We start from the raw sequence: 21,629 nt of genomic DNA, 5'->3' as shown, positions 1-21,629 counted from the left end.
ACGGGACTGTCGACGCCGCGCCGCACATCCTTCAGCCCTGCACGTCCTTCAGTCCTGCAGGTCCTTCAGCCCGGCACGTCCTTCCGCCCGGCACGTTCCGCTCAGCTCCTGGCGTCCAGCACCTCCCGGCTGGCTTCCGAGCCGTCCTTGAGCAGGACATCCAGCAGGGTTACCGCCGCGGCCTTGTCCAACGGGTTGTTCTTATTACCGCACTTGGGCGACTGGACACAGGACGGGCAGCCGGTGTCACACTCGCAGGCCTTGATGGCGTCCCGCGTGGCCGCCAGCCACACCATGGCCTTGTCGAACCCCCGTTCGGCGAACCCGGCGCCCCCGGGGTGCCCGTCATACACAAAGATGGTGGGCACCCCGGTATCGGCGTGCAGTGCGGTTGAGACCCCGCCGATATCCCACCGGTCGCTGGAAGCCACCAGGGGAAGAAGCCCTATTGCCGCGTGTTCGGCAGCGTGCAAGGCACCCGGGAACTGTGCCTCGATCAGTCCCGCCGCCGTCAGGGAACGGTTCTCCACCACGAACCACACCGCTTTGGTGAAAAGGTCGCGTGCGCCCAGCTCCAACGGTTCCTCGCCCAGCACCTCATTGGAAATCAGTGCCTTGCGCTGGAAGGAAACCACCTGGGTGGTGACCTTTACGTCGCCGAAGTGGACCGTCACGTCACCCCACTGCATGGTTCGCTGGGTCTCCAGCACCTCGATCTGGGTCACGTCCCGCGCGGTCGTGTAATAGTCCGGGTTGGCGCGCCGCACCATGACGCAGTGGTCGTCTTCGTTGAGGTCCTCCACCACATAGGTGTCGCCCTGGTGGACGTACACCGCCCCGGTGTGCGCCTGGTAGTGGGTCTGCGGCGAGTCCATGGTTCCCAGGAGCGAACCGGTCTCGGCGTCCACGATGCTGACGGGTCCCCCTCCGTCCGCCCGGAGGTTGACCATGGCGGCGGCACTCTGCGAATGGGTCCAGAACCAGCCGGCCGGCCGGCGCCGGAGGTAGCCCTGTGCCACCAGCCGGTCCAGGAGCAACTCTGCGGTTTCGCCGAAGAGATCGAGCTCCGCCGGTCCCAGCGGAAGTTCAGCGGCAGCGGCGCACAGATGCGGCCCCAGGACGTAGGGATTGGACGGGTCAAAGACTGTTGCTTCCACCGAAACGTCGAAGATGGCTTCGGGATGGTTCACCAGGTAGGTATCCAGGGGGTCATCGCTTGCCACGAAAGCCGCAATCGCATCCTGGCCGGCGCGGCCCGCCCTGCCTATCTGCTGGAACAGCGAGGCCCGCGTCCCGGGCCACCCGGCCACCAGGACCGCATCAAGGCCGGAAATGTCGATCCCCAGTTCCAGGGCCGACGTACTGGAAACACCCAGCAACTGGCCGGAACGCAACGCCTTCTCCACCGCCCGGCGTTCCTCCGGCAGGTAGCCCGAGCGGTACGCGGCCACGCGTTGCGGCAGGCTCGGATCCACCTCGTCAAGGAGCCGTTTGGTAATGGCGGAGATGGTTTCCGCGCCACGTCGTGACTTGATGAACGCGATGGTGCGGATCTGCGCGGACACCAGGTTGGCCAGCAGGTCAGAGGTCTCCGCCACGGCCGTCCGTCGTTCCTTGGCACCGTTCTCGCCGCGGACGTCCGTCAGCGCCGGTTCCCAGAGTGCCACCGTGGTGGCACCGTGGGGCGAGCAATCGCGGGACACCGCAGTGACGGGGGCGCCAATTAGGCGCGCGAAGGAGACGTCAGGCTCCGACGCCGTGGCCGATGCCGCAATGAACACCGGCTCCGGGTACGACGATCCTGCCCCGTAGTAGGCGCAGATCCGGCGCAGCCGCCGCATCAGGTTAGCCACATGGGAGCCGAACACGCCACGGTAACTGTGCGCCTCATCGACGATGACATAGCGCAACCGGCGGAAGAACGACGCCCACCACGCGTGGTTGGGGAGGATGCCGAAGTGCAGCATGTCGGGGTTGGCCAGGATGAAGTTCGCGTGGTCCCGGATCCAGCGGCGGGCAGCGGGATCAGTATCCCCGTCGTAGGTCTCCGCCCGGACCGTAGGCAGTTTCAAAGCCCGGATGGCGTTCAACTGGTCCGCCGCCAGTGCCTTGGTGGGGGAGAGGTACAGCGTCACGGCGCCGTCGTCGTGGATCTTCCCCGGGTCGGCCAGCACACGCAACTCCGACCGGTGGATCGCGTCCAGCGCCGGCAACTGGTACGCCAGCGATTTCCCCGACGCGGTTCCAGTGGCCACCACCACGTGCTTCCCCTCATGGGCGGCGTTGGCTGCCTCCACCTGGTGGCGGTACGGCTCCCGGATGCCGAGCGAGCCGTATGCCTCAACGAGGTCCGGGTGCATCCATTCAGGCCAAGGCTCGTGGACCGCCTCCCGCGCAGGGATGGTGCGGACATGACGGAGCTGTTCCGGTTCCGGGCCGCGGCCCAGGAGGGGAATCAGGGAGTCATGGGGGGTCACCCCACTATTCTTCCACCCGGCACCAAGCCGGAGGGCAGCGGTTCGCCAAACGCACAACCGGGCCGTGGCACCCTCAGCTGAGCGAAAGATCCGCTCCCTCGTGGGACGCCGAGAGCATCAGGACGCGGGCCACCGTGGTCCAGCCCAGGTGTGAGTACAGCTTCTGTCCGTCAGTGGACGCCAGCAGGAGTCCTGTGCGCACGTCGTGGCCGAAGGCCTGTGCCGCCAAGGCCCGCATGATGAGGCTGCCCAGGCCCCTGCGCTGGAATGCGGGCTCGGTGATGATCTTGTCGAACACCGCGGTATCGCCCACGACGAATACCCTTCCGCTGGCCGCGATCTCGTCCCCGGAGCGGACCTCTGCGTAGTGCACGCCATCCCGCTCGAACGTGGACAGGCTCAGGTCGTCGTCGGAAAGCCATGGATCCTCGGCGTCCTGGGTCTCCATGTCCACGATCATCATCGTCTGCGAATCCGAGGTGACGTTCAACCCGTGCTTGGCCGCCAGGCCGGTGAACCGGGCGGGATCGTGCGTAAGGATGGTCAGCACGCGGGCGGGCGCTTCGGCCGTCGTGGCGGCCAGGGCCGCGAATTCGTCGGGGCTGGGTTCGGACGCAAAAACTTCCCAGTCACCGCTGGTATCAGCCCGGAGCACGGCCGGGAACCGGCCCTGCGTCGAGGTCCGGTAGCCGCGACATCCGGCCCAGCCCGCAACCCACACCTGAAAAAGGCCAGTGATGTCTTCAACCAGGGTTTCCTGACTCATGGCATGAAGACTATTCCAGCAGGATCGCAAGCAACAGGGGGTGGCCCAGTGCTTATGGAATTGTGATGCGCCCCCGCTCCCGGGCCGGCGGTAACCCTGCTCCGGGCCGGCGGTACCCTTAAATACGTGGCTTTGAACCGAATTGTGCTCTTTTACGGCTTTACCCCTATCGCGGATCCGGACGCCGTGCGGCTTTGGCAGCGCGCCCTCTGCGAGAAGCTCGGCCTGACCGGCCGCATCCTTATCTCCAAGGACGGAATCAACGCCACGGTGGGCGGGGAAATCGGCGCGGTCAAACAGTACGTCAAGACCACCCGCGAGTACCCGGGGTTCCGGGGCATCGACGTGAAGTGGTCCGACGGCGGCGCAGAGGACTTTCCCAGGCTCAGCGTCAAGGTGCGGGACGAGATCGTCTCCTTCGGTGCGCCCGGAGAATTGACCGTCGACGCCCATGGAGTGGTGGGCGGAGGCAAGCACCTCAAGCCCGAGGAACTGCACGAACTGGTGGACGCCAAGAAGCAGGGCGGCGAGGACGTGGTGTTCTTCGACGGCAGGAATGCCTTTGAGGCCCAAATCGGGCGGTTCAAGGACGCCGTGGTCCCCGACGTCGCCACCACGCACGACTTCATCAAGGAACTCGACTCGGGCAAGTACGACGACCTCAAGGACAAGCCCGTGGTCACCTACTGCACCGGCGGCATCCGCTGCGAGGTCCTCTCCAGCCTGATGGTGAACCGCGGCTTCAAGGAGGTCTACCAGCTCGACGGCGGTATTGTCCGCTATGGCGAGGCCTTCAAGGACCAGGGGCTCTGGGAGGGCTCACTCTACGTCTTCGACAAGCGCATGCACCTCGAGTTCAGCGAGGACGCCAAGACGATCGGCCAGTGTGCCCGCTGCTCGGCACCCACCAGCAAATTCGAGAACTGCTCCAACCCCAGCTGCCGGACCCTGACGCTGTACTGCGCCGGGTGCGCCTCCAGCCCGGAGACGCTCCGCTGCCCGGAAGGCTGCGCCGCTGCCTGAGCCCGCACGTCAAAGCCTGCGGAGCCGGAACGCATAGTTCGCCGCGCTGCCCGCTTCCAGCCGCACCGTCAGGACGCTCCGGGTGGAGAGATAGAAGACGTTCTCCCGGTTGATGCCGCAGCGAAGGCCAAGATCCACCAGCGTCACGTCCTCGGTGCTCACCGTGAACGCTACCCGGCGTTGGCTTCGGCAGGCCAAGGCCAGCGAGTATGTGCCGGTCTCCAGTGCCGGTGATGCCACGGTCCGCACTTCGCCGGACCCCAACAACCCGGCATCGGCCTGGACCTCGGGTGCCGTACCCTCCGGCAGGGCACGGGACACCCAATCATCGAGGTCGGCGCCGCTGACCGGGTCCTGTTGCAAAGGATCGCGGGTGAACGCTGGAACCGGGGCGATGGTAGTGCCGCCCTGGACGGCACCGGCCCGGCCGTCGTCGTACGTATATTCGCAGCCCGCCAGGGCACCTGCCGCAAGCACCAGTCCAAGGGCGACGGCGGCCGCGGGCTTCGGTGCCCGCGGCGCCCGTGCTGTCCTTCGGGGAAGGGGCGCGGAGAACCTCCGCACACTGGGCATAGTCCGACTGTATGCCCGCGACGGGCGCCGGGCCAGAGCCGGAAACCGGTGTTATTGCGCCGGGGCCAGCCGGTACGCGTAGAGCAGCGGGGCGTCCACGCTGGAGCTGCTGATTTGGACCCGGCCGCCGGCAGGCAGGTTGATCCTGGTGGTCTCGGCACGGCCGTTGCAGGCCGCACCCGCTTCGGTGACGGCCTTGCCGTCCAGTGACACCGCGAAGAACGCCTTGCCGGTGCCGGCACACACCGCCGTGAGCGTGTAGCTGCCGGCAGGAACGGAAGGTGCTTCCTGCACGAGGTGGTCCCGGTTGAGGATCTTGCCCGAATCCTGAAGCACCACGTCCGCCGGGGACGTGGGCAGCGCCGTGGCCCGCCACTGCGGAACATCTGCGGCCTCCACCGAGCCCGCAGGCGAACACCCTGCGACGGTGAGCCCAAGGGCTGCGGCCACCAGTACCGCCGGCAGCGTACGGCGTACCGCGGCGGTGCGGGCGCGCGGAAGGAAGGTCAGGCGGGAAGGCATGCTTCCACCGTACCCCGCTGCCGGGCCGGACTAAACTTGAGCGGTGCCTAAATCCCCGTACGAGTTCACCGCCGGCAACACTCCCGACGCACCCCGCAGCGACCTTCCCGGGCTGCTGGCGGCGCTCGCCGCAGACCTCCGCAGGATCGACTACACGCTCGACGGCGTCGCCCGGCTGCTGGGGCCCACGGCCTCCGCGGCGCTGAACCGGGACCAGGTCATTCCCGCCATGCTGGCAACCGCGCAGGCAGTGCAGCGCACCGCAGCGGCGGCGCCCCTTGCCGCCGTCGTCCGGCTGTGGCTCCTGGCCGAGCCGCAGGAACGGGAAACGCTCGACGCCGCGCTGCCGGGCATCGGCGTGGAAGGGCTCCTGGAGCTGGGGCTGGTCCAGCCCGTCCCCGGCACGCCCCGCATCACGGCCAAAGCCGACCTGCGCCCGTACGGCTGGGATGCCAACCCCGACGGCAGCGGCGGCGCTGAACTGTGGGTGGCCAGCGACCTCGCGGCCCACCAGCAGGCAGGAGTCCTGCGGCACGACCATGTCCTGGGCATCGGGCAGGCATCCACCACGCTGGTGCAGACCACCGTCCGGCAGCACACCGAACGCGCCCTGGACCTGGGCACGGGATGCGGCATCCAGGCCTTCCACCTGCTGCACCACTGCCAGCACGTGACCGCCACCGACATCTCCGAACGCGCCCTGGCCTATGCCCGCTTCAACATCCTGCTCAACGCCGAGGCACTCTCCGTGGACCCGGACCGGCTCGAGGACCGGGTGAGCCTGCGCCTGGGTTCGCTGCTGGAGCCGGTGGCCGGGGAGGAATTCGGCCTGGTGGTGTCCAACCCGCCGTTCGTGATCACGCCGCGCAGTGCCGGAGAGGACGCGGCCGGCCAATTCACCTACCGCGACGGCGGCCTGCCGGGCGATGAGATCGTCGCGTCCCTGGTGGCGGACCTGCCCGGCGTCCTGGCGCCGGGCGGCGTGGCCCAGCTGCTGGGAAACTGGGAAGCCCCCGCCGGCGCCAACTGGGACGAGCGGCCGAGGTCCTGGGTGCGGGCAGGCACCGACGCCTGGTTCATCCAGCGGGAGCAGGTCAGCCCGGAACAATACGCGGAAACCTGGCTGCAGGACGCCTCCGAATCCCGGGACCGGGCACACTACCGGGACGCCTACGCCGCGTACCTCGCGGATTTCGGGTCCCGGAACGTCGCCGGGATCGGCTTTGGCATGGTGTGGCTGCGGCGCCCCGCTGCGGCCGGGCAGGAAACCATCAGCCGCTTTGAGGAAATCACATACCCCATCGAGCAGCCCATCGGACCCCACCTGGGCGCCGCCGTCGAACGCAGCGACTGGCTGGCAGGGCACGATCTCGCCGGAACGCACCTGCTCGTGGCCGACGACGTCACCGAGGAGCGCCACCAGCGCCCCGGCGCCGAGCACCCTGGCGTGATCCTGCTCCGGCAGGGCGCCGGGCTGCGCCGCACCAACCTGATGAGCACCGAGCTGGCCGGGTTCGTCTCAGCGTGCGACGGCGACCTGGCCGCCGGGCAGATCGCCGCGGCCCTGGAGGCCCTCCTGGGCGGCGAGGCCGGGTCGTTCCAGCGCTTGCTGCTTGCCGACGTGGCCAACCTGGTGCGGGACGGCTTCCTCATTCCGGCCGTGTTTCCGGCCGAACAGTAAGCCCCCTTATGCTCCAGGCCGCGCCCCGTCTTTTCCACATGAATGCGCACGATTCCCCAAAATATGGTGAACTAGGCGAACATGGGCTCATCTGCCCCAGCAACCTTTTTCTGTAGGAGCACCGTGCCAAGCAAGGCCAAAACCGGCAAGAAACTCGTGATTGTGGAGTCTCCGGCCAAGAGCAAGACCATCGCCAAGTACCTCGGCGAGGGCTTCATCGTAGAGGCCTCCATTGGTCACATCCGCGACCTGCCGCAACCGTCCGAACTCCCCGCCGAGCTGAAGAAAACGTCGGTGGGCAAGTTCGCCGTCGACATCGACCACGACTTCAAGCCCTACTACGTGGTGTCTCCGGACAAGAAGAAAAAGGTGACCGAGCTCAAGGCAGCGCTCAAGGACGCCGACGAACTTTACCTCGCAACCGATGGGGACCGCGAAGGCGAAGCCATCGCGTGGCACCTGCTCGAAGTGCTCAAGCCCAAGGTTCCGGTCTACCGGATGACGTTCGGCGAAATCACCAAGGAAGCCATCCAGCGCGCCATGGGCAACCTGCGCGATGTCGACCAGGACCTGGTGGATGCGCAGGAAACCCGCCGCGTGCTGGACCGCCTGTACGGCTACGAGATCTCCCCGGTGCTGTGGCGCAAGGTGGCCCGCGGCCTGTCCGCCGGCCGCGTGCAGTCCGTGGTCACGCGCATGGTGGTGGACCGCGAACGCGAACGCATGGCCTTCAAAGCCGCCTCCTACTGGGACCTGACCGGCCAGTTCGGCGCGGACTCGGGCTCGTTCAAGGCCAAGCTCGCCGCCGTTGACGGCGCCAAGGTGGCCAGCGGCCGCGACTTCAACGACAACGGCGAGCTCACCGCCAAGAACGTGGCCCACCTCAACGAGGAGCTTGCGACGTCCCTCGCCGCCGGGCTCCAGGATGCGGACTTCCGCGTCCGCTCGGTGGACACCAAGCCGTACACCCGCCGCCCGGCCGCGCCGTTCACCACCTCCACCCTCCAGCAGGAGGCCGGCCGCAAGCTGCGCTTCTCCTCAAAGAGCACCATGCAGGTGGCCCAGCGGCTCTACGAAAACGGCTACATCACCTATATGCGTACGGACTCGTCGGCGCTGAGTGACGAAGCCATCACCGCGGCGCGCCGGCAGGCCTCGGAGCTCTACGGGCCGGAATACATTCCGCAGTCCCCGCGCGTCTACTCCAACAAGGCCGCCAACGCGCAGGAAGCGCACGAGGCCATCCGCCCGGCAGGAGACTCCTTCCGCACGCCGGCCCAGGTTGCCAAGCAGCTCTCCGGGGACGAGTTCCGCCTGTACGAGCTCATCTGGAAGCGCACCGTGGCGTCCCAGATGGGCGACGCCAAGGGCTCGACGGCGACCATCCGCCTGGGTGCCATTGCCGCCGACGGGCGGGACGCCGAGTTCTCCGCCTCCGGCACCGTCATCACCTTCCCCGGCTTCCTGGCCGCCTACGAAGAAGGCAAGGACGAGACCCGCGGCGATGACGAGTCCGACGAAGCACGCCGGCTCCCGAACGTGGCCAAGGACGACTCCCTCACCGCCGCGGACATCCAGGCGGTAGGCCACGAAACCTCGCCGCCGCCGCGCTACACGGAAGCGTCCCTGACCGCCGAACTGGAAAAGAAGGGCATCGGCCGCCCGTCGACGTACGCGTCCACGATTTCCACCATCCAGGACCGCGGCTACGTCCGGAAGCAGGGCTCCGCGCTGGTGCCCAGCTGGATCGCGTTCTCGGTGATCCGGTTGCTGGAGCAGCACTTCAGCGACTACGTGGACTACGAATTCACCGCCGACATGGAAGGCGACCTGGACAAGATCGCCAACGGCCAGGAGGCAGGAGCTTCGTGGCTCCGGCACTTCTACTTCGGCGAAGACTCCGACCCCGGACTGTTGAGCATCGTCAACAACCTGGGCGAGATCGATGCCCGTGAGATCAACTCCATCCCGATCACCGACGACATCACCTTGCGGGTGGGCAAGTTCGGCCCGTACCTGGAAAGTTCGGCAGCCGTCGTCGATCCCAAGACGGGCGAGATCGTGGAGTCGGCCCGGGCCAACGTGCCCGAGGACCTGGCCCCGGACGAACTGACCGCAGCCAAAGCCATTGAGCTGATGGAGACTGCGGCGCCGGAGGAGCGCGTGCTCGGTGCAGACCCGCACACGGGACACACTGTCGTGGCCAAGAACGGCCGCTACGGCGCCTACGTCACCGAGATCATCCCGGAAATGACCGACGAAGACCTGGCCAAGCAGCCGGTGGAGTACTACAAGAACGGCAAGCCCAAGCCGCCCAAGAAGCCGGTCAAGGCCAAGCCGCGCACGGGTTCGCTGTTCAAGTCCATGACCGTGGAGTCCGTGACGCTGGACGAAGCCCTGCAGCTCATGAGCCTGCCCCGCGCGCTGGGCGAGGACGCCGAAGGCAACCTCATTACCGTGCAGAACGGCCGGTTCGGTCCGTACCTGAAAAAGGGCACGGATTCGCGCTCGATCGGATCCGAAGAGGAAATCTTCACCATTACCCTGGAGCAGGCGCTGGAGATCTATTCACAGCCCAAGCAGCGCGGCGCCCGTGCCGCCGTGCCGCCGCTGGCCGAGTTCGGTCCGGACCCAGTGTCGGAGAAGAACATCGTGGTGAAGGAAGGCCGGTTCGGTCCGTACATCACCGACGGCATCACCAACATCACGGTTCCGCGTGCCACCTCCCTGGAGGAACTCACCCGGGAACAGGCCGTGGAACTGTTGGCCGAGAAGCGCGCCAAGGGCCCGGTCAAGCGGACGGCCACCCGCAAGGCACCCGCAAAGAAGAAGGCAACGGCCAAGAAGTAGTGCCTGGCCGGCGCGTTTGCGCCGGCCACCGGATCGTGATCGGGTAGACGGTATGACTGAACAGCCCGCGCACACGGATCTCCAGCCGCTCAACGACCTTGAGGAGAAGCTCGCCACCGGCGGGCAGGAAGACGCCAATCCCGTTGACGTCATCCTGTCCTTCCTGAACAGCGAGGTCTACATCATCAGCTCGGACACGGTGGAAGGCGTGGACTCCCAGGTTGAGCCGCTGGTCCTTGCCAACGCCGACGGCCGCCCCGTCCTCGCCGTGTTCTCGCACCCCACCCGGGTGGACCAGCAGTACCTGGAAGCCGCACCCAACGTGCTGGGCACGCAGGGTGCAGCCATCATCGCCAACCTTGGCGACGAACTGGGCATGGTGATCAACCCCGGCGCCGCCTACGGCTTCGAGATCGATCCTGAAGGCGTGGCTAACATCCGGCGCGACTTCAAGCGCGCCGACGAGCAATAATGTCCCCATGCGTCTAGGCGTCCTCGACATCGGGTCCAACACCGTCCACCTGCTCCTGGTGGACGCCCACCCCGGTGCGCAGCCTGTCCCATTTGCGTCCCACAAGCGGCCGTTGTCCCTGGTCCAGTACCTTGAACCGGACGGCAGCATCAGCGACGAAGGACAGCATGAGCTGACCGAGTTCGTCCTGGAGGCCTGGGAATTCGCGGCCCGGCACAAGGCCGAAGACCTGCTGGCATTCTGTACCTCGGCCATCCGCGAGGCCACCAACGGCCCCGCCGTCCTGGCCCGGGTCAAGCACGAGACCACGGTGACCCTCCAGGAACTCACCGGGAGCGAAGAGGCGTCCATGACGTTCTTCGCGGTGCGGCGCTGGCACGGGTGGGGCGCCGGCCCCATCCTGAACCTGGACATCGGTGGCGGCTCCTTTGAAATGGCCTTCGGCCAGGACGAGCTTCCTGAGGTGGCCACCTCCGTGCCGCTCGGCGCCAGCAGGCTCACCCGCGACTGGTTCCCCGAGGACCCGCCGTCGGCCAAAAGCGTCAAGGAACTGCGGCGCTACATCAGGGCAACCCTCAAACCTGCTGTCCGGGAATTCGACGGCCTCGGCCGGGCCAACGTGGTGGCAGGCACCTCAAAAACGTTCCGCTCCCTGGCCCGGATCGCCGGGGCCGCGCCCAGCGCCGAAGGCCCCTACGTCAAGCGCGAACTGCACGCCTCGGACCTGGGGATCTGGACCCAGCGGATCTCGGCCATGAGCTCCGAGGACAGGCTGCATCTCCCCGGTGTATCCGAAGCACGGGCGCACCAGCTCCTTGCCGGTGCACTGGTGGCCGAAGCCGCCCTTGAGATGTTCAAGTTCAAGAAGCTGCGCATCTGCCCCTGGGCTTTGCGCGAAGGGCTCATCCTGCGCCGCCTGGACCAGCTGGTCTTCGCCGGGCCGCTGGAACCGGCGCCCCATGTGGCCGCGTCCCGCCCGGTGGAACCTGCCCTCTAGCAACCAAGCGTTCGGCCGGGCAGCGACACCAGCCGCGCTTAAATGCGGAAGCACCGGGGCCGGCAACAGGAAAATGGGGGAAAACCTGTTGCCGAGCCACCGGTGCCCTGGCAGGCATCCCCATGCCTGCCGCATCACTCGCACCCTCAATGAGGTAATAACTACGTTAGGACCCCAAGTTGTGCGCTGCCTGCGCTGAACATGGGAGTTGCCTGTGAATGCATGTGTACTGCAATGATGGAGGCATGAGCAACCGAATTGCATTCCTTGGCTGTGGATCCATGAACGAGGCCATTCTTGCCGGCCTGCTGGAGGCCGGGACGGACCCCGGGGATGTGGTGGCCACCGTCCGCCGCGCGGAGCGCGCCTCGGAACTCGCCGAACGGTACCCGGGCATTACCGCGATCGCCGGCGAGGAAGAACCAGACAACAACAAACAGGCCACCAAGGGATCCGCCGTCGTCATCCTTGGCGTCAAACCGGTGGGAATTGCTGACCTGGCCCGGGAGATCGGCCCGGCCCTTTCGCCGGATGCCGTGGTGGTCAGCGTTGCCGCGGCAGTATCCATCGCCCAGCTTGAAGCCGCGCTCCCCGCCGGCCAGCCGGTCATCCGGACCATGCCCAACACGCCGGCAAAGCTGGGCCGCGGCGTGGTGTCCGTCTCGCCGGGAACCCACTGCACTCCCGAGCAGCTCCGGAAGGTCAAGGACATCCTGCAGGGCGCCGGGACGGTGGTCGAAGTGCCCGAAGAGCAGGTGGATGCGCTGTCAGCGATCAGCGGCTCGGGCCCGGCGTACGCCTTCTACCTGGCCGAGGCCATGGCGTCGGCGGGGGAGGAGTTGGGCCTGGACCGCGAGCTGTCCCTGCTCCTTGCCCGCGAAACGGTGGCCGGCGCAGGCTTCATGCTCGCCGAACCGGGGGCGGATCCCTCCGCGCTGCGCAAAGCGGTCACCAGCCCCAACGGCACCACGGAACGGGCCATCGCCACGTTCGACGAACAGGGCATCCCGGCCATCATCGCCGCCGGCGCCAAGGCGGCAGCGGAGCGGGCGGCGGAAATCACCAAGCAGCTTGGGTAACGGAGGTTGGGCTTGTCGAAATCCGGTTTCGACAAGCCCAACCACCGGGGGACCTTATGGCCGGGCGGCGAACCGTTCCAGCAGGTCGACGTGCCCGGAGACAATGAGCATGTCCCGCGAGGACACCTTGGTCTCGGGCCGGGCGTAGGTGAAATCCTCGCCCGGGGACTTCACGCCCACAATGGTCACACCGTACTTGGAGCGGACCTTCGACTCGTCCAGCGTGAACCCCACGGTCTCGCGCGGCGGGTACATCTTCACAATGGCGAAGTCGTCGTCGAACTCGATGAAGTCCAGCATCCTGCCCGAGACCAGGTGCGCTGCCCGGACTCCGGCGTCGGCCTCCGGGTAGATCACGTGGTTGGCCCCGATCCGCGTCAGGATCTTGCCGTGCGAGGGGGTGATTGCCTTGACCCAGAGGTGTTCGATTCCCAGGTCCACCAGGTTGACGGTGATCAGCACGGAGGACTCGATGGACGTCCCCACCCCCACCACCGCGGAGCTGAACTCCTGCGCGCCCAGCTGGCGCAACGCGTCGATGTTGGTGGCGTCAGCCTCCACCACGTGGGTCAGGAGCGGGGCCCATTTCTGCACCAGGTTCCGGTCGCGTTCGATCGCGAGTACTTCCCGGCCCTGTTTGACCAGCTGCTCTGCCGTGGATGATCCGAAGCGGCCCAGCCCGATCACCAGCACCGGGGCGTTGTGGGCGGGGCGCCGCGGGGCGTCTGTGGAACTAGCCAATGATGGGCCTCTCTTCGGGGTAGTGGTACAACTGGCTGCGCTGGCGCAGGGCCAGGGCGGCTGCGAGGGTCACGGTTCCCACGCGGCCCGCGAACATCAGGGCCGCGAGGACGTAGACGCCGGCAGGGGGCACCTCGGCGCTGAGGTTGGTGCTCAGGCCCACCGTGGCGAACGCGGAAATGGTTTCGAACAGCACCCGGTCAAGCGACTGGCCGCTGATGGCCAGGAGCAGGAAAGCGGACACTGACACCAGGGTGGCGCCGGCCACGATCACCGAGATGGCCACCCGCATGCTTCCTTGCGGGATGGTCCTGCCGTAGACCTTGACGTCCGCGTCACCGCGGGCCTCCGCGACGATGGCCAGGAACATCACGGCGATGGTGGTGACCTTGATGCCGCCCGCCGTCGACGCGGAACCGCCGCCGGCGAACATCAGGGCGTCCGTCAGCAGCATGGTGGTGGAATCCATCTGGTTCTGGTCCACCAGGTTGAAGCCGCCGGAACGCGTCATGACGGAGGCGAACAGCGCGTGGGTGATCTTGTCGCCCACATCCATGGTGCCGATGGTCCGGACGTTGTCCCACTCCATCAGCGCCCAGAGGAACGCCCCGGCCACCAGCAGGATCAGCGATACCTGGATGGTGAGCTTGGTGTGCAGGTTCCACTTTTTCCAGTTCAAGCCGTTCTGTTGGAGGACCATCACCACGGGGAAGCCCAGGCTGCCCAGGAAGACGCCCACCATCAGCGGGATAAGGATCCACAGGTCCGTCTCGTAGGGCACGATGCCGTCCGAGTGCGGGGTGAAGCCGGCGTTGTTGAACGACGAAATGGCATAGAAGATGCCATGCCACACCGACTGCCAGAAGGGCTCGCCCAGGGTCAGGAACCGGGGAACGAGCGCCAGGGCCAGGACGCCCTCGATGACCACGGAGGTGGTGATGACGATCCGGAGCAGGGTGCCCACCTCACCGAGGCGGCCGGCGTTGTTCATGGATTCGGCGGCGATGATCTTCCCGCGCACCCCCAACCGCTTGCTCACCATCAGCGCCAGCAGCGAGGCCAGCGTCAAGGTACCCAACCCGCCGATGAAGATGCCCACCAGGATCACCAGCTGGCCGAAGAAGGACCAGTGCACCGCCGTCGACACCACCGTTAGTCCCGTCACGCAGACGGCCGAGACGGCGGTGAACAGGGCCTCGTGGATGGGGGTGGCGGTTCCGTTGGCCGAAGCCATGGGCAGGGACAGCAGGAACGTGAACACCATGCAGACCGCGGCGAACGCCGTCAGGGCAAGCCTGGCAGGGGAGGTGTTGGCGATGTCGTCGATGAAGTCGCGAAGCCGCGTGAAGATCCAGAGGCCCTCCCGCTCCTGCGCTGGGGGGTGCCAGCTGGCCGGGGTCCGGGGCCTTGACTGGCTCTGCGTCATGTGTGGCTTTTCCTCGGTCGAAACTGCTTCCCCCAGTAGTAAACCACTAAAGCCCGGCTTCATGGCCCGGCTGGGAGACCGGCGGGCTCGGGTAGCCTGTGATTGATGACATATCTGCCCGGTCTAAGCCAGCCCGCGCCGCCGACGATGGTGGCGTGGAGCCCTGACATGACTGCCTACAACTTTGGTCCGGGCCACCCCATGGCACCGGAACGGATGGACCTGACGGCCCGCCTGGCGCGCAGCCTGGGGCTCTTCGACCTGGACCATGTGGATGTGCAGGCGCCGGAGACCGCCTCCGACGCGGAACTGGAAGCGGTTCACTCGGTGGATTATGTCGCGGCGGTGCGCAGGGTCAGCGCCGACCCCTTCCGGCCGGACGAGTCCCGGGGGCTGGGGACCGAGGATGACCCGGCTTTCGCGGGAATGCATGAGGCCGCGGCGCGGCTTGCCGGCGGATCCCTGATGGCCGCCCAGGGCGTGCTGGAGGGCTGGGCCGTGCATGCGGTCAACTTCGGCGGCGGCATGCACCACGCCGCCCGGGACCGTGCCAGTGGATTCTGCATCTACAACGACGCCGCCCTTGCCGTCCAGCGGCTCCTCGACGGCGGCGTGGGAAAAGTGGCCTACATCGATGTCGATGCCCACCACGGCGACGGAACGCAGAACATCTTCTGGGACGATCCCCGGGTCCTGACGCTCTCGCTGCACGAAACAGGACTGACCCTCTTTCCCGGAACAGGGTTCGCCAACGAGATCGGCGGCCCCGCAGCGGAGGGAACAGCCGTCAACGTTGCCCTGCCCGCCGGCACCGGGGACGCCGGCTGGCTCCGGGCGTTCTACGCCATCGTGCCGCAACTGGTGGGCGCGTTCGAACCGGAGGTCATCGTGAGCCAGCACGGCTGCGATTCACACCGCAGCGACCCCCTCACCCACCTCAACCTCAGTGTCGACGGGCAGCGCGAGGCCGCGAACGCCGTCGCAAACCTGGCCGAACGGTTCTGCGGGGGCCGGTGGATCGCCACGGGCGGCGGCGGCTACAACGTCCTGGATGTGGTGCCGCGGTCCTGGAGCCACCTGGTGGCGATCGCCGCCGGACGGCCAGTGCCGCTGCGCACCGCCGTCCCGGAAGACTGGCGGCACTATGTGGCGGAGAAATTCGGGACCGTGGCCCCCGCGCTGATGGGGGATGACGTGGAGCTGTGGTGGCGGTCCTGGGAAGTGGGCTTCGACCCCAACGACGCCGTGGACCGTACCGTCATGGCGACCCGCAAGGCGGTGTTCCCCCTGCACGGGCTGGACCCCTGGTTCGACTAGCGGCTCCGGTGGTGCACCGGAGCACTGGGGTACCGAAATAGTTGATGCCTTTCGGCGTATATGTCGCTAGGGTGGGAGGCATGGTGACAGACGACGTATTTGCCGTCATAGCGGAATCCACCCGGCGGGAGATCCTGGTGGCCCTCCGGGCGGGGGACAAAGCAGTGGGGGAGCTGGTGGAGGAACTGGACGCCAGCCAGCCCACCATTTCCAAGCACCTGAAGGTCCTGCGGGAAGCGCAGCTGGTCAGCATGCGCGCGCAGGGCCAGAAGCGGTACTACGCCTTGAACCGGGGTCCGCTGGAGGGCATCGCAAGCTGGCTGGAGACGTTCGACGTCGGCACGGCCGCCAAAGCTGCCTCCTCGCCAACCAGCGCCTCACCAAAGAACGGCGCCGCAGGGAACACCGCATCAGCGGCGAAGGGCCGGCCAGCGGCGGCCGCCGCGGCGGGCCCGGCGGAGGCACCCGCCGCCGTCGTGCCGGGGCATGTGGCGCCTCGCCAGGAGGACGCCGCGGCGGGCGTCCTGGCGCGCGAGGGAGCAGAACTGAGCCCCGCCGTCGTCATTCCCGGCGGAACAGCAGCCCCGTTGAGCGATGACAGCGTTCCGCAGCAGATCGGACGCAGTGTTGGCCGCGCGGCCACCAAAGCCGCGGACCTGCTGGCAAACCTCCCCAACCTGCCCAAGTTCGGCCGCAAGAAATAGGGTGGACGCCGGCGGCTGGGTGCCTCGAAACCCGGGTTTCGGCACGCCCAGCCACCGGCCCCCTGCTCAGTGCTTGCCCAGCAGCCGCACGTGGTCCGGCGTGAGCCCCGAAACGGAACTGACGCCCAGCAGCGCCATGGTGCGTGCCATGTCCTTTTCCAGGATCTTCAGGGCGCGGTCCACGCCGGCCCGTCCGCCGGCCATCAGGCCGTAGAGGTAGGCGCGCCCAATCAGGGTGAAGTCCGCGCCAAGGGCAAGGGCGGCCACGATGTCGGCGCCGCTCATGATGCCGGTGTCCAGCATGATGGCCGCGTCCGTGTGGTCCTTGGTGAAGGCCTCCTTCACCTCGGGGAGCAGGTGGAACGGGATGGGGGCCCGGTCCAGCTGGCGGCCGCCGTGGTTGGAGAGCACCACGCCGTCTGCGCCATGGTCCACGACGCGGCGGGCGTCCTCCACCGTCTGGATGCCCTTGACCACCAGGTTGCCTTTCCAGGTGTCGCGCAGCCAGTCCAGGTCCTCGAAGGTGAGCGTGGGATCGAACATGGAGTTGATCAGGTCCGCCACGGTGCCGGTGTAGCGCGAGAGCGAGGCGAAGGTCAGCGGCTCGTGGGTGAGGAAGTTGAACCACCAGGCCGGCCGGTAGGAGGCATCCAGGACAGTCTTCAGGGTCAGTGCCGGCGGGATGGTCATGCCGTTGCGGACGTCGCGGAGGCGGGCACCGGCCACGGCTGTGTCCACGGTGACCATGAGGGTGTCGTTGCCGGCCTTGGCTGCGCGCTCGATCAGTTCCAGCGAACGGTCGCGGTCCGTCCACAGGTACAGCTGGAACCAGTTCCGGCCGTTGGGTGCGGCTGCTGCCACGTCCTCAATGGACGCGGTGCCCATGGTGGAGAGCGTGTAGGGGATGCCCGCTGACTCGGCGGCCCGGGACCCGGCGTATTCGCCCTCGGACTGCATCATCCGGGTGAATCCGGTGGGGGCGATGCCGACGGGAAGCCGGGACGGTTTGCCCAGGATGGTGGTGCTGAGGTCGATGGCAGAGACGTTCCGCAGGATCCCGGGCCGGAATTCGATGTCCAGGAAGGCCTGGCGGGCCCGGCGGAGGGTAATTTCCTCCTCGGCTGCTCCGTCCGTGTAGTCGAAGGGAGCTTGCGGAGTACGCCGCTTGGCGATGTCCCGGAGTTCCCAGATGGTGCTGGCCCGCTTGAGCCGGGCATCCTTGCTGAACTCCGGCTTCTTGAACTGCATCAGCGGAGCGAGGTCCGAGTACTTGGGCACGCGGCGCTTCAGGGCGGGGGGCACGGCGGACGACGCCGGCGCCTTGGCAGGTGCGTGCGCTGCCGGGATGTCCGTGGTGTCCGGGGCCGGGGCGGCCTCCGGGTTGCCGGGCTGGATGATGTGGGTCATGGCGTCCTCCTGTGGTCCAACCACACTGTAGGCCATGTGGTCCAACCACATCAACTACCATTGGCCGTATGCGAACCCATCAGCTGGTCCTGGCGTGGATCGAGGACCAACTCTCTGCCGGCCGGCTGGCCGTCGGCGGCAGGCTGCCTGCCGAACGGACCCTGGCCGAGCACCTCACGGTCTCCCGGACGTCCGTGCGGGAAGCCATCCGGATCCTCGAGGCGATGGGCGTGGTCCGCGCGGGTGTTGGGTCCGGACCCGATGCCGGGACGGTGGTCATCTCGGATCCCACCGCGGCGCTCGGCTCCGCCCTCCGCCTGCACGTTGCCACCCAGCACCTGCCCGTGGCGGACATTGTGGAGACCCGCGTCCTGCTGGAGTCCTGGGCTGCGGGCAAGGCACGGCCGGATGCCCCCGAACTCGACGAGGCCGCGGCCCTGCTGGCCGGGATGGACCAGGCGGAAGGCCTGTCGGTCGGTGACTTCCTGGCCCTCGATGTCCGCTTCCATTTCGCGCTGGCCAACGCCGCCGGCAATGCGGTGGTCAGCGCCATGATGGGATCCCTCCGCGAGGCTATCCAGGGCTACGCCGCAGAGCTGACGTCAAACCTGCCCGACTGGGACGCCACCGCCTCCCGTTTGCGCGCTGAGCACCACGCCATCCTTGCTGCGGTCCGGAAGGGCGACGGCGGCCGGGCGGCGGAACTGGTGGCGGCACACATCGAGGGGTATTACCGGGAAGCGGGCCTGGGGGCCGGGTCCCGGGAACCCTAGCCGTGGACGGCGCTCCGTGGCGCCTTGGCCGGGCCGCTGCTGGCCCGGACTTCCAGCCGCGGCTGGAACCGGCTGCCGGGCACCTCGTTCCCTTCCTTGCGGATCAATGCCCGGAGCTGGTGCCAGGCCTGCTCGCCCAGTTCGGTGATGGGGACGGCCGCGGTGGTGAGCGCCGGCGTCGTGTACTTGGCGAAGGGGATGTCGTCGAATCCGGTGACGGAGATGTCGCCGGGCACGTCCAGGCCCCGTTCATGCAGTCCGCTCATCAGGCCCATGGCCACGAGGTCGTTGAAGGCGAGGATGCCGGTGGCCCCGCTCGCCAGGACCGCGTCAACTGCTTCATGTCCCGTGTCGAAGTCCGAGCCGCCCTCAAGCATGGTTACCTCCACCTGCGGGTGGGCGGCCTTGAAAGCCTCCAGGCCCTTGAGCCGCATGCCGTTGGATGCGCTCCGCGGAGGCCCTGCCAGGAAGGCCAGCCGGGTGTGCCCCAGCTCCACCAGGTGCCCTGCCATGTCCTGGACGCCCTGCCCGTAGTCCACCACCAGGCTGGGCACGTCCGGCGCGTCCGTGGTGCGGTTGATCAGCACCAGCGGGTGCAGGGACGGCGCGATCTCCGTCAGTTCGGCATCGGACATGCGGGGGGCGCAGAGGACCAGTCCGTCGCAGCGGCGGCGCGCTTCGCCGGCCAGGATGGACTCCTCGCTGGAAACCTCGAACGAATCCGCGATCAGCACCCGGTAGCCGTCCTGTGCCGCGGCCCGGCTGAGGCCGCGAAGGATCGCCTGGAACGTGGGGTTGGCCAGATCCGGCACCACGATGCCGATGGTGTCCGTCTTTCCCAGTGCGAGGCTGCGGCCCACCGGGTTGGGCTGGTACTTCAGTTCGGCGGCGGCTGCGCGGACCCTGGCGGCGATGTCCGGGTCCACGGTGAAGTTCCCGTTCATGACACGCGAAACCGTGGCGTGTGAGACGCCTGCCTTCACGGCGACATCCGCGATGCCGATCCGGCCGCTTGCCGATTTCCTGGCCATGGGGAACCCTTCTGTCGCGCCACTCCGGACGGATGCTGCCGGCTGCGTTAGGCGCCGGGCCAACAAGCCCCCGGGTGGCGGGTGCTTTGGAAGACAGCATATACGGCAGCCGGAAAGCGATTTCTATCCTTTTCCCGGCAGTTTTCCGCCGGGGAGGGCGCCAGCGCTGCGCGCTTGCTCAGAAAACGCTTTCTGTTAGCGCCCGGAGTGGTTGACGGATGGGCGGGCGGGTTGATACAACTTCTATAGCGAACTGAGAAAACGCTTTCTCAGGCAGGTGCAGCAGAGTGCCACCGCCGAACCGCAGCGGCCGCCCCGGCGGCCGGGCAATGAGCTTTCGAAAGGGACCCCCACATGGTCAACACAGCCGAGACGACGTCGGCCGCAGCTGCTCCCCATACGGCTGCCGGCAGCCCCACCTCCGACGGCCGCAAGGCGCGCCTTGCCCTGGTGGGCACCGGAGGGCGTTCTGAAATGTACATCCGCGCAGTGTTCGGCAAGCACGCCGACACCGCGGAACTGGTCGCGTTCTCGGACGTGAACCCCGGCCGCGTGGAGTTCTACCAGGGCCTCATCCAGGAACTCGGCGCTCCCGGCCCCATTGCCTCGTTCGATCCGGCGGACCTGACGGCCTTTATCCAGGCCAACCACATTGACCGCGTCGTGGTGACCACTCCGGACTACACCCACGCCGACTACATCGTCGAAGCCCTCCGGGCCGGCGCGGACGTAGTGGTGGAAAAGCCGCTCACCATCGATGCCGAGGGCTGCCGCCGCATCACCAAAGCGGTCCAGGAAACCGGCCGGAATGTGGTGGTGACGTTCAACTACCGCTACTCGCCCCGCAACAGCGCCCTGAAGGAGATCATCCAGAGCGGCGTGATCGGCAAGGTCACCTCGATCGACTTCAGCTGGGTCCTGGACACGGTCCACGGCGCTGACTACTTCCGCCGCTGGCACCGCGAGAAGAAGAACTCCGGCGGCCTGCTCATCCACAAGGCGTCCCACCATTTCGACCTCGTCAACTGGTGGATCGACGACGTCCCGGAGCGCGTCTTCGCCTCCGGCGGCCTGAAATTCTATGGCGACAAGAACGCCGCCGAACGCGGGCTGGGCCCCCGCCCCGAGCGCGGAACGCCCGACGCCGGTGCGCCCGCCGGTGACAAGGACCCGTTCGCGCTGGACCTCCGCGAGGACGAACGGCTCAAAGCGCTCTTCCTGGACAACGAACACTACGACGGCTACCGCCGCGACCAGGACGTCTTCACCGGCGGCATCACCATCGAGGACAACCTGGCACTGGTGGTTGAGTACCAGGGCGGGCCGCGCCTGAGCTACTCCCTGAACGCGCACAGCCCGTGGGAGGGGTACCGGGTGGCGGTCAACGGCACGGAAGGCCGGGCTGAGCTCGAAGTGGTGGAACGCGCCGCCGTCCTGCACAGCACGGACAAGAAGACAGTGGTGGATCCGAGCGCAACCCCCGTGGAGGAAGAGGACGCCGTCCGCCGCAACGGCGAACGGCTGGTGGTCCAACGCCACTGGGAGGCCGCGTACGAGGTCCCGATCGTCAATGGCGAAGGCGGCCACGGCGGGGGCGATGAGCTCCTGCTCTCGGACCTCTTCAACGGCCCGGGTGAAGACCCGTTGGGCCGCCCCTCCGGCTACCTCGACGGGCTGCGTTCGGTATCCGTGGGCATCGCCGGCAACCAGTCGCTCGAGACCTCGCTGCCCATCCGCGTGGAGGACCTGGACCTCCGCGTCGATCTCCGCCGCGGCAAGTAGGGCCGAAC

Annotated in this window: 18 protein-coding genes; 10 read left to right on the top strand and 8 right to left on the bottom strand. The window is 67.4% G+C overall.

Translation table 11 applies throughout. The annotated features are described in order from the left end of the window. Window positions 1-101 precede the first annotated feature (101 nt). A complete protein-coding gene (locus tag DFO47_RS03025) occupies window positions 102-2,477 on the bottom strand; it encodes a DEAD/DEAH box helicase (RefSeq protein WP_133830617.1) in 2,376 nt (791 codons plus the stop codon). 73 nt (window positions 2,478-2,550) lie between these two features. After that, window positions 2,551-3,243 (bottom strand): GNAT family N-acetyltransferase, encoded by a 693-nt coding sequence (locus DFO47_RS03020; protein WP_133830616.1) that lies wholly within the window; start codon window positions 3,241-3,243, stop codon window positions 2,551-2,553. A 126-nt stretch (window positions 3,244-3,369) separates the two neighbouring features. Between DFO47_RS03020 and DFO47_RS03015 the strand changes: the two genes are divergently transcribed. After that, complete coding sequence (locus DFO47_RS03015; protein WP_133830615.1) at window positions 3,370-4,266, top strand: rhodanese-related sulfurtransferase; 897 nt, start codon at window positions 3,370-3,372, stop codon at window positions 4,264-4,266. A gap of 9 nt (window positions 4,267-4,275) precedes the next feature. Here the strand turns inward: DFO47_RS03015 and DFO47_RS03010 are convergent, their stop codons facing one another. After that, on the bottom strand, window positions 4,276-4,839 hold the full coding sequence (locus DFO47_RS03010) for a hypothetical protein (protein WP_026264600.1): 564 nt from the start codon (window positions 4,837-4,839) through the stop codon (window positions 4,276-4,278). 51 nt (window positions 4,840-4,890) lie between these two features. Continuing rightward, window positions 4,891-5,361 (bottom strand): hypothetical protein, encoded by a 471-nt coding sequence (locus DFO47_RS03005; RefSeq protein WP_018761829.1) that lies wholly within the window; start codon window positions 5,359-5,361, stop codon window positions 4,891-4,893. 43 nt (window positions 5,362-5,404) lie between these two features. On the opposite strand from DFO47_RS03005, the gene DFO47_RS03000 reads away from it, so the two are divergent. From DFO47_RS03000 to proC, 5 genes are all read left to right on the top strand, one after another. After that, on the top strand, window positions 5,405-7,042 hold the full coding sequence (locus DFO47_RS03000) for a class I SAM-dependent methyltransferase (RefSeq protein ID WP_133830614.1): 1,638 nt from the start codon (window positions 5,405-5,407) through the stop codon (window positions 7,040-7,042). Between the two features lie 123 nt (window positions 7,043-7,165). Further along, entirely contained in the window at window positions 7,166-9,892 is a 2,727-nt protein-coding gene (gene topA, locus DFO47_RS02995; protein ID WP_018761827.1) for a type I DNA topoisomerase, read from the top strand. Window positions 9,893-9,944: 52 nt separating this feature from the next. Then, window positions 9,945-10,364: an SseB family protein gene (locus DFO47_RS02990; RefSeq protein WP_018761826.1), complete on the top strand. Its 420-nt coding sequence runs from the start codon at window positions 9,945-9,947 to the stop codon at window positions 10,362-10,364. 7 nt (window positions 10,365-10,371) lie between these two features. Next, entirely contained in the window at window positions 10,372-11,361 is a 990-nt protein-coding gene (locus DFO47_RS02985; protein ID WP_109045173.1) for a Ppx/GppA phosphatase family protein, read from the top strand. A 245-nt stretch (window positions 11,362-11,606) separates the two neighbouring features. After that, on the top strand, window positions 11,607-12,440 hold the full coding sequence (gene proC, locus DFO47_RS02980) for a pyrroline-5-carboxylate reductase (protein WP_133830613.1): 834 nt from the start codon (window positions 11,607-11,609) through the stop codon (window positions 12,438-12,440). A gap of 54 nt (window positions 12,441-12,494) precedes the next feature. Here proC and DFO47_RS02975 read toward each other — a convergent pair whose 3' ends face one another. Both DFO47_RS02975 and DFO47_RS02970 read right to left on the bottom strand, forming a co-directional pair. Continuing rightward, window positions 12,495-13,133 carry a TrkA family potassium uptake protein gene (locus DFO47_RS02975; protein ID WP_018761823.1) on the bottom strand — a complete coding sequence of 213 codons (639 nt, stop codon included), beginning with the start codon at window positions 13,131-13,133 and terminating at the stop codon, window positions 12,495-12,497. A 40-nt stretch (window positions 13,134-13,173) separates the two neighbouring features. Continuing rightward, entirely contained in the window at window positions 13,174-14,607 is a 1,434-nt protein-coding gene (locus DFO47_RS02970; protein WP_133830612.1) for a potassium transporter TrkG, read from the bottom strand. Between the two features lie 105 nt (window positions 14,608-14,712). On the opposite strand from DFO47_RS02970, the gene DFO47_RS02965 reads away from it, so the two are divergent. Further along, a complete protein-coding gene (locus DFO47_RS02965) occupies window positions 14,713-15,924 on the top strand; it encodes an acetoin utilization protein AcuC (RefSeq protein ID WP_133830611.1) in 1,212 nt (403 codons plus the stop codon). Between the two features lie 80 nt (window positions 15,925-16,004). Further along, window positions 16,005-16,628: a metalloregulator ArsR/SmtB family transcription factor gene (locus tag DFO47_RS02960; protein ID WP_133830610.1), complete on the top strand. Its 624-nt coding sequence runs from the start codon at window positions 16,005-16,007 to the stop codon at window positions 16,626-16,628. A 66-nt stretch (window positions 16,629-16,694) separates the two neighbouring features. Here DFO47_RS02960 and DFO47_RS02955 read toward each other — a convergent pair whose 3' ends face one another. After that, window positions 16,695-18,035: an alpha-hydroxy acid oxidase gene (locus DFO47_RS02955; protein ID WP_279586687.1), complete on the bottom strand. Its 1,341-nt coding sequence runs from the start codon at window positions 18,033-18,035 to the stop codon at window positions 16,695-16,697. A 68-nt stretch (window positions 18,036-18,103) separates the two neighbouring features. Between DFO47_RS02955 and DFO47_RS02950 the strand changes: the two genes are divergently transcribed. After that, on the top strand, window positions 18,104-18,808 hold the full coding sequence (locus DFO47_RS02950; protein ID WP_133830609.1) for an FCD domain-containing protein: 705 nt from the start codon (window positions 18,104-18,106) through the stop codon (window positions 18,806-18,808). Here DFO47_RS02950 and DFO47_RS02945 read toward each other — a convergent pair. After that, the gene (locus DFO47_RS02945) at window positions 18,805-19,839 is read right to left on the bottom strand and encodes a LacI family DNA-binding transcriptional regulator (protein ID WP_133830608.1); all 1,035 of its coding nucleotides are present in this window, start codon (window positions 19,837-19,839) and stop codon (window positions 18,805-18,807) included. The two genes, DFO47_RS02950 and DFO47_RS02945, sit on opposite strands and share 4 nt — an antisense overlap. A 354-nt stretch (window positions 19,840-20,193) precedes the next feature. Between DFO47_RS02945 and DFO47_RS02940 the strand changes: the two genes are divergently transcribed. Further along, on the top strand, window positions 20,194-21,621 hold the full coding sequence (locus DFO47_RS02940) for a Gfo/Idh/MocA family oxidoreductase (protein WP_133830607.1): 1,428 nt from the start codon (window positions 20,194-20,196) through the stop codon (window positions 21,619-21,621). The last annotated feature ends 8 nt before the right edge of the window (window positions 21,622-21,629 follow it).

Origin of the sequence: Arthrobacter sp. AG258 (assembly GCF_004364695.1) — a bacterium.
GTDB lineage: Bacteria > Actinomycetota > Actinomycetes > Actinomycetales > Micrococcaceae > Arthrobacter.
Note: the sequence above shows the minus strand (reverse complement) of the source record. Positions and strands in the feature narration are given on the sequence as shown.

What these genes read in the sequence shown, in the direction of transcription:
- DFO47_RS03020 (WP_133830616.1), bottom strand. Translation starts at nt 3,243, where the DNA reads ATGAGTCAGGAAACCCTGGTTGAAGACATCACTGGCCTTTTTCAGGTG.
- DFO47_RS03010 (WP_026264600.1), bottom strand. Translation starts at nt 4,839, where the DNA reads ATGCCCAGTGTGCGGAGGTTCTCCGCGCCCCTTCCCCGAAGGACAGCA.
- DFO47_RS03005 (WP_018761829.1), bottom strand. Translation starts at nt 5,361, where the DNA reads ATGCCTTCCCGCCTGACCTTCCTTCCGCGCGCCCGCACCGCCGCGGTA.
- DFO47_RS02990 (WP_018761826.1), top strand. Translation starts at nt 9,945, where the DNA reads ATGACTGAACAGCCCGCGCACACGGATCTCCAGCCGCTCAACGACCTT.
- DFO47_RS02985 (WP_109045173.1), top strand. Translation starts at nt 10,372, where the DNA reads ATGCGTCTAGGCGTCCTCGACATCGGGTCCAACACCGTCCACCTGCTC.
- proC (WP_133830613.1), top strand. Translation starts at nt 11,607, where the DNA reads ATGAGCAACCGAATTGCATTCCTTGGCTGTGGATCCATGAACGAGGCC.
- DFO47_RS02970 (WP_133830612.1), bottom strand. Translation starts at nt 14,607, where the DNA reads ATGACGCAGAGCCAGTCAAGGCCCCGGACCCCGGCCAGCTGGCACCCC.
- DFO47_RS02965 (WP_133830611.1), top strand. Translation starts at nt 14,713, where the DNA reads ATGACATATCTGCCCGGTCTAAGCCAGCCCGCGCCGCCGACGATGGTG.
- DFO47_RS02960 (WP_133830610.1), top strand. Translation starts at nt 16,005, where the DNA reads ATGGTGACAGACGACGTATTTGCCGTCATAGCGGAATCCACCCGGCGG.
- DFO47_RS02955 (WP_279586687.1), bottom strand. Translation starts at nt 18,035, where the DNA reads ATGACCCACATCATCCAGCCCGGCAACCCGGAGGCCGCCCCGGCCCCG.
- DFO47_RS02950 (WP_133830609.1), top strand. Translation starts at nt 18,104, where the DNA reads ATGCGAACCCATCAGCTGGTCCTGGCGTGGATCGAGGACCAACTCTCT.
- DFO47_RS02945 (WP_133830608.1), bottom strand. Translation starts at nt 19,839, where the DNA reads ATGGCCAGGAAATCGGCAAGCGGCCGGATCGGCATCGCGGATGTCGCC.
- DFO47_RS02940 (WP_133830607.1), top strand. Translation starts at nt 20,194, where the DNA reads ATGGTCAACACAGCCGAGACGACGTCGGCCGCAGCTGCTCCCCATACG.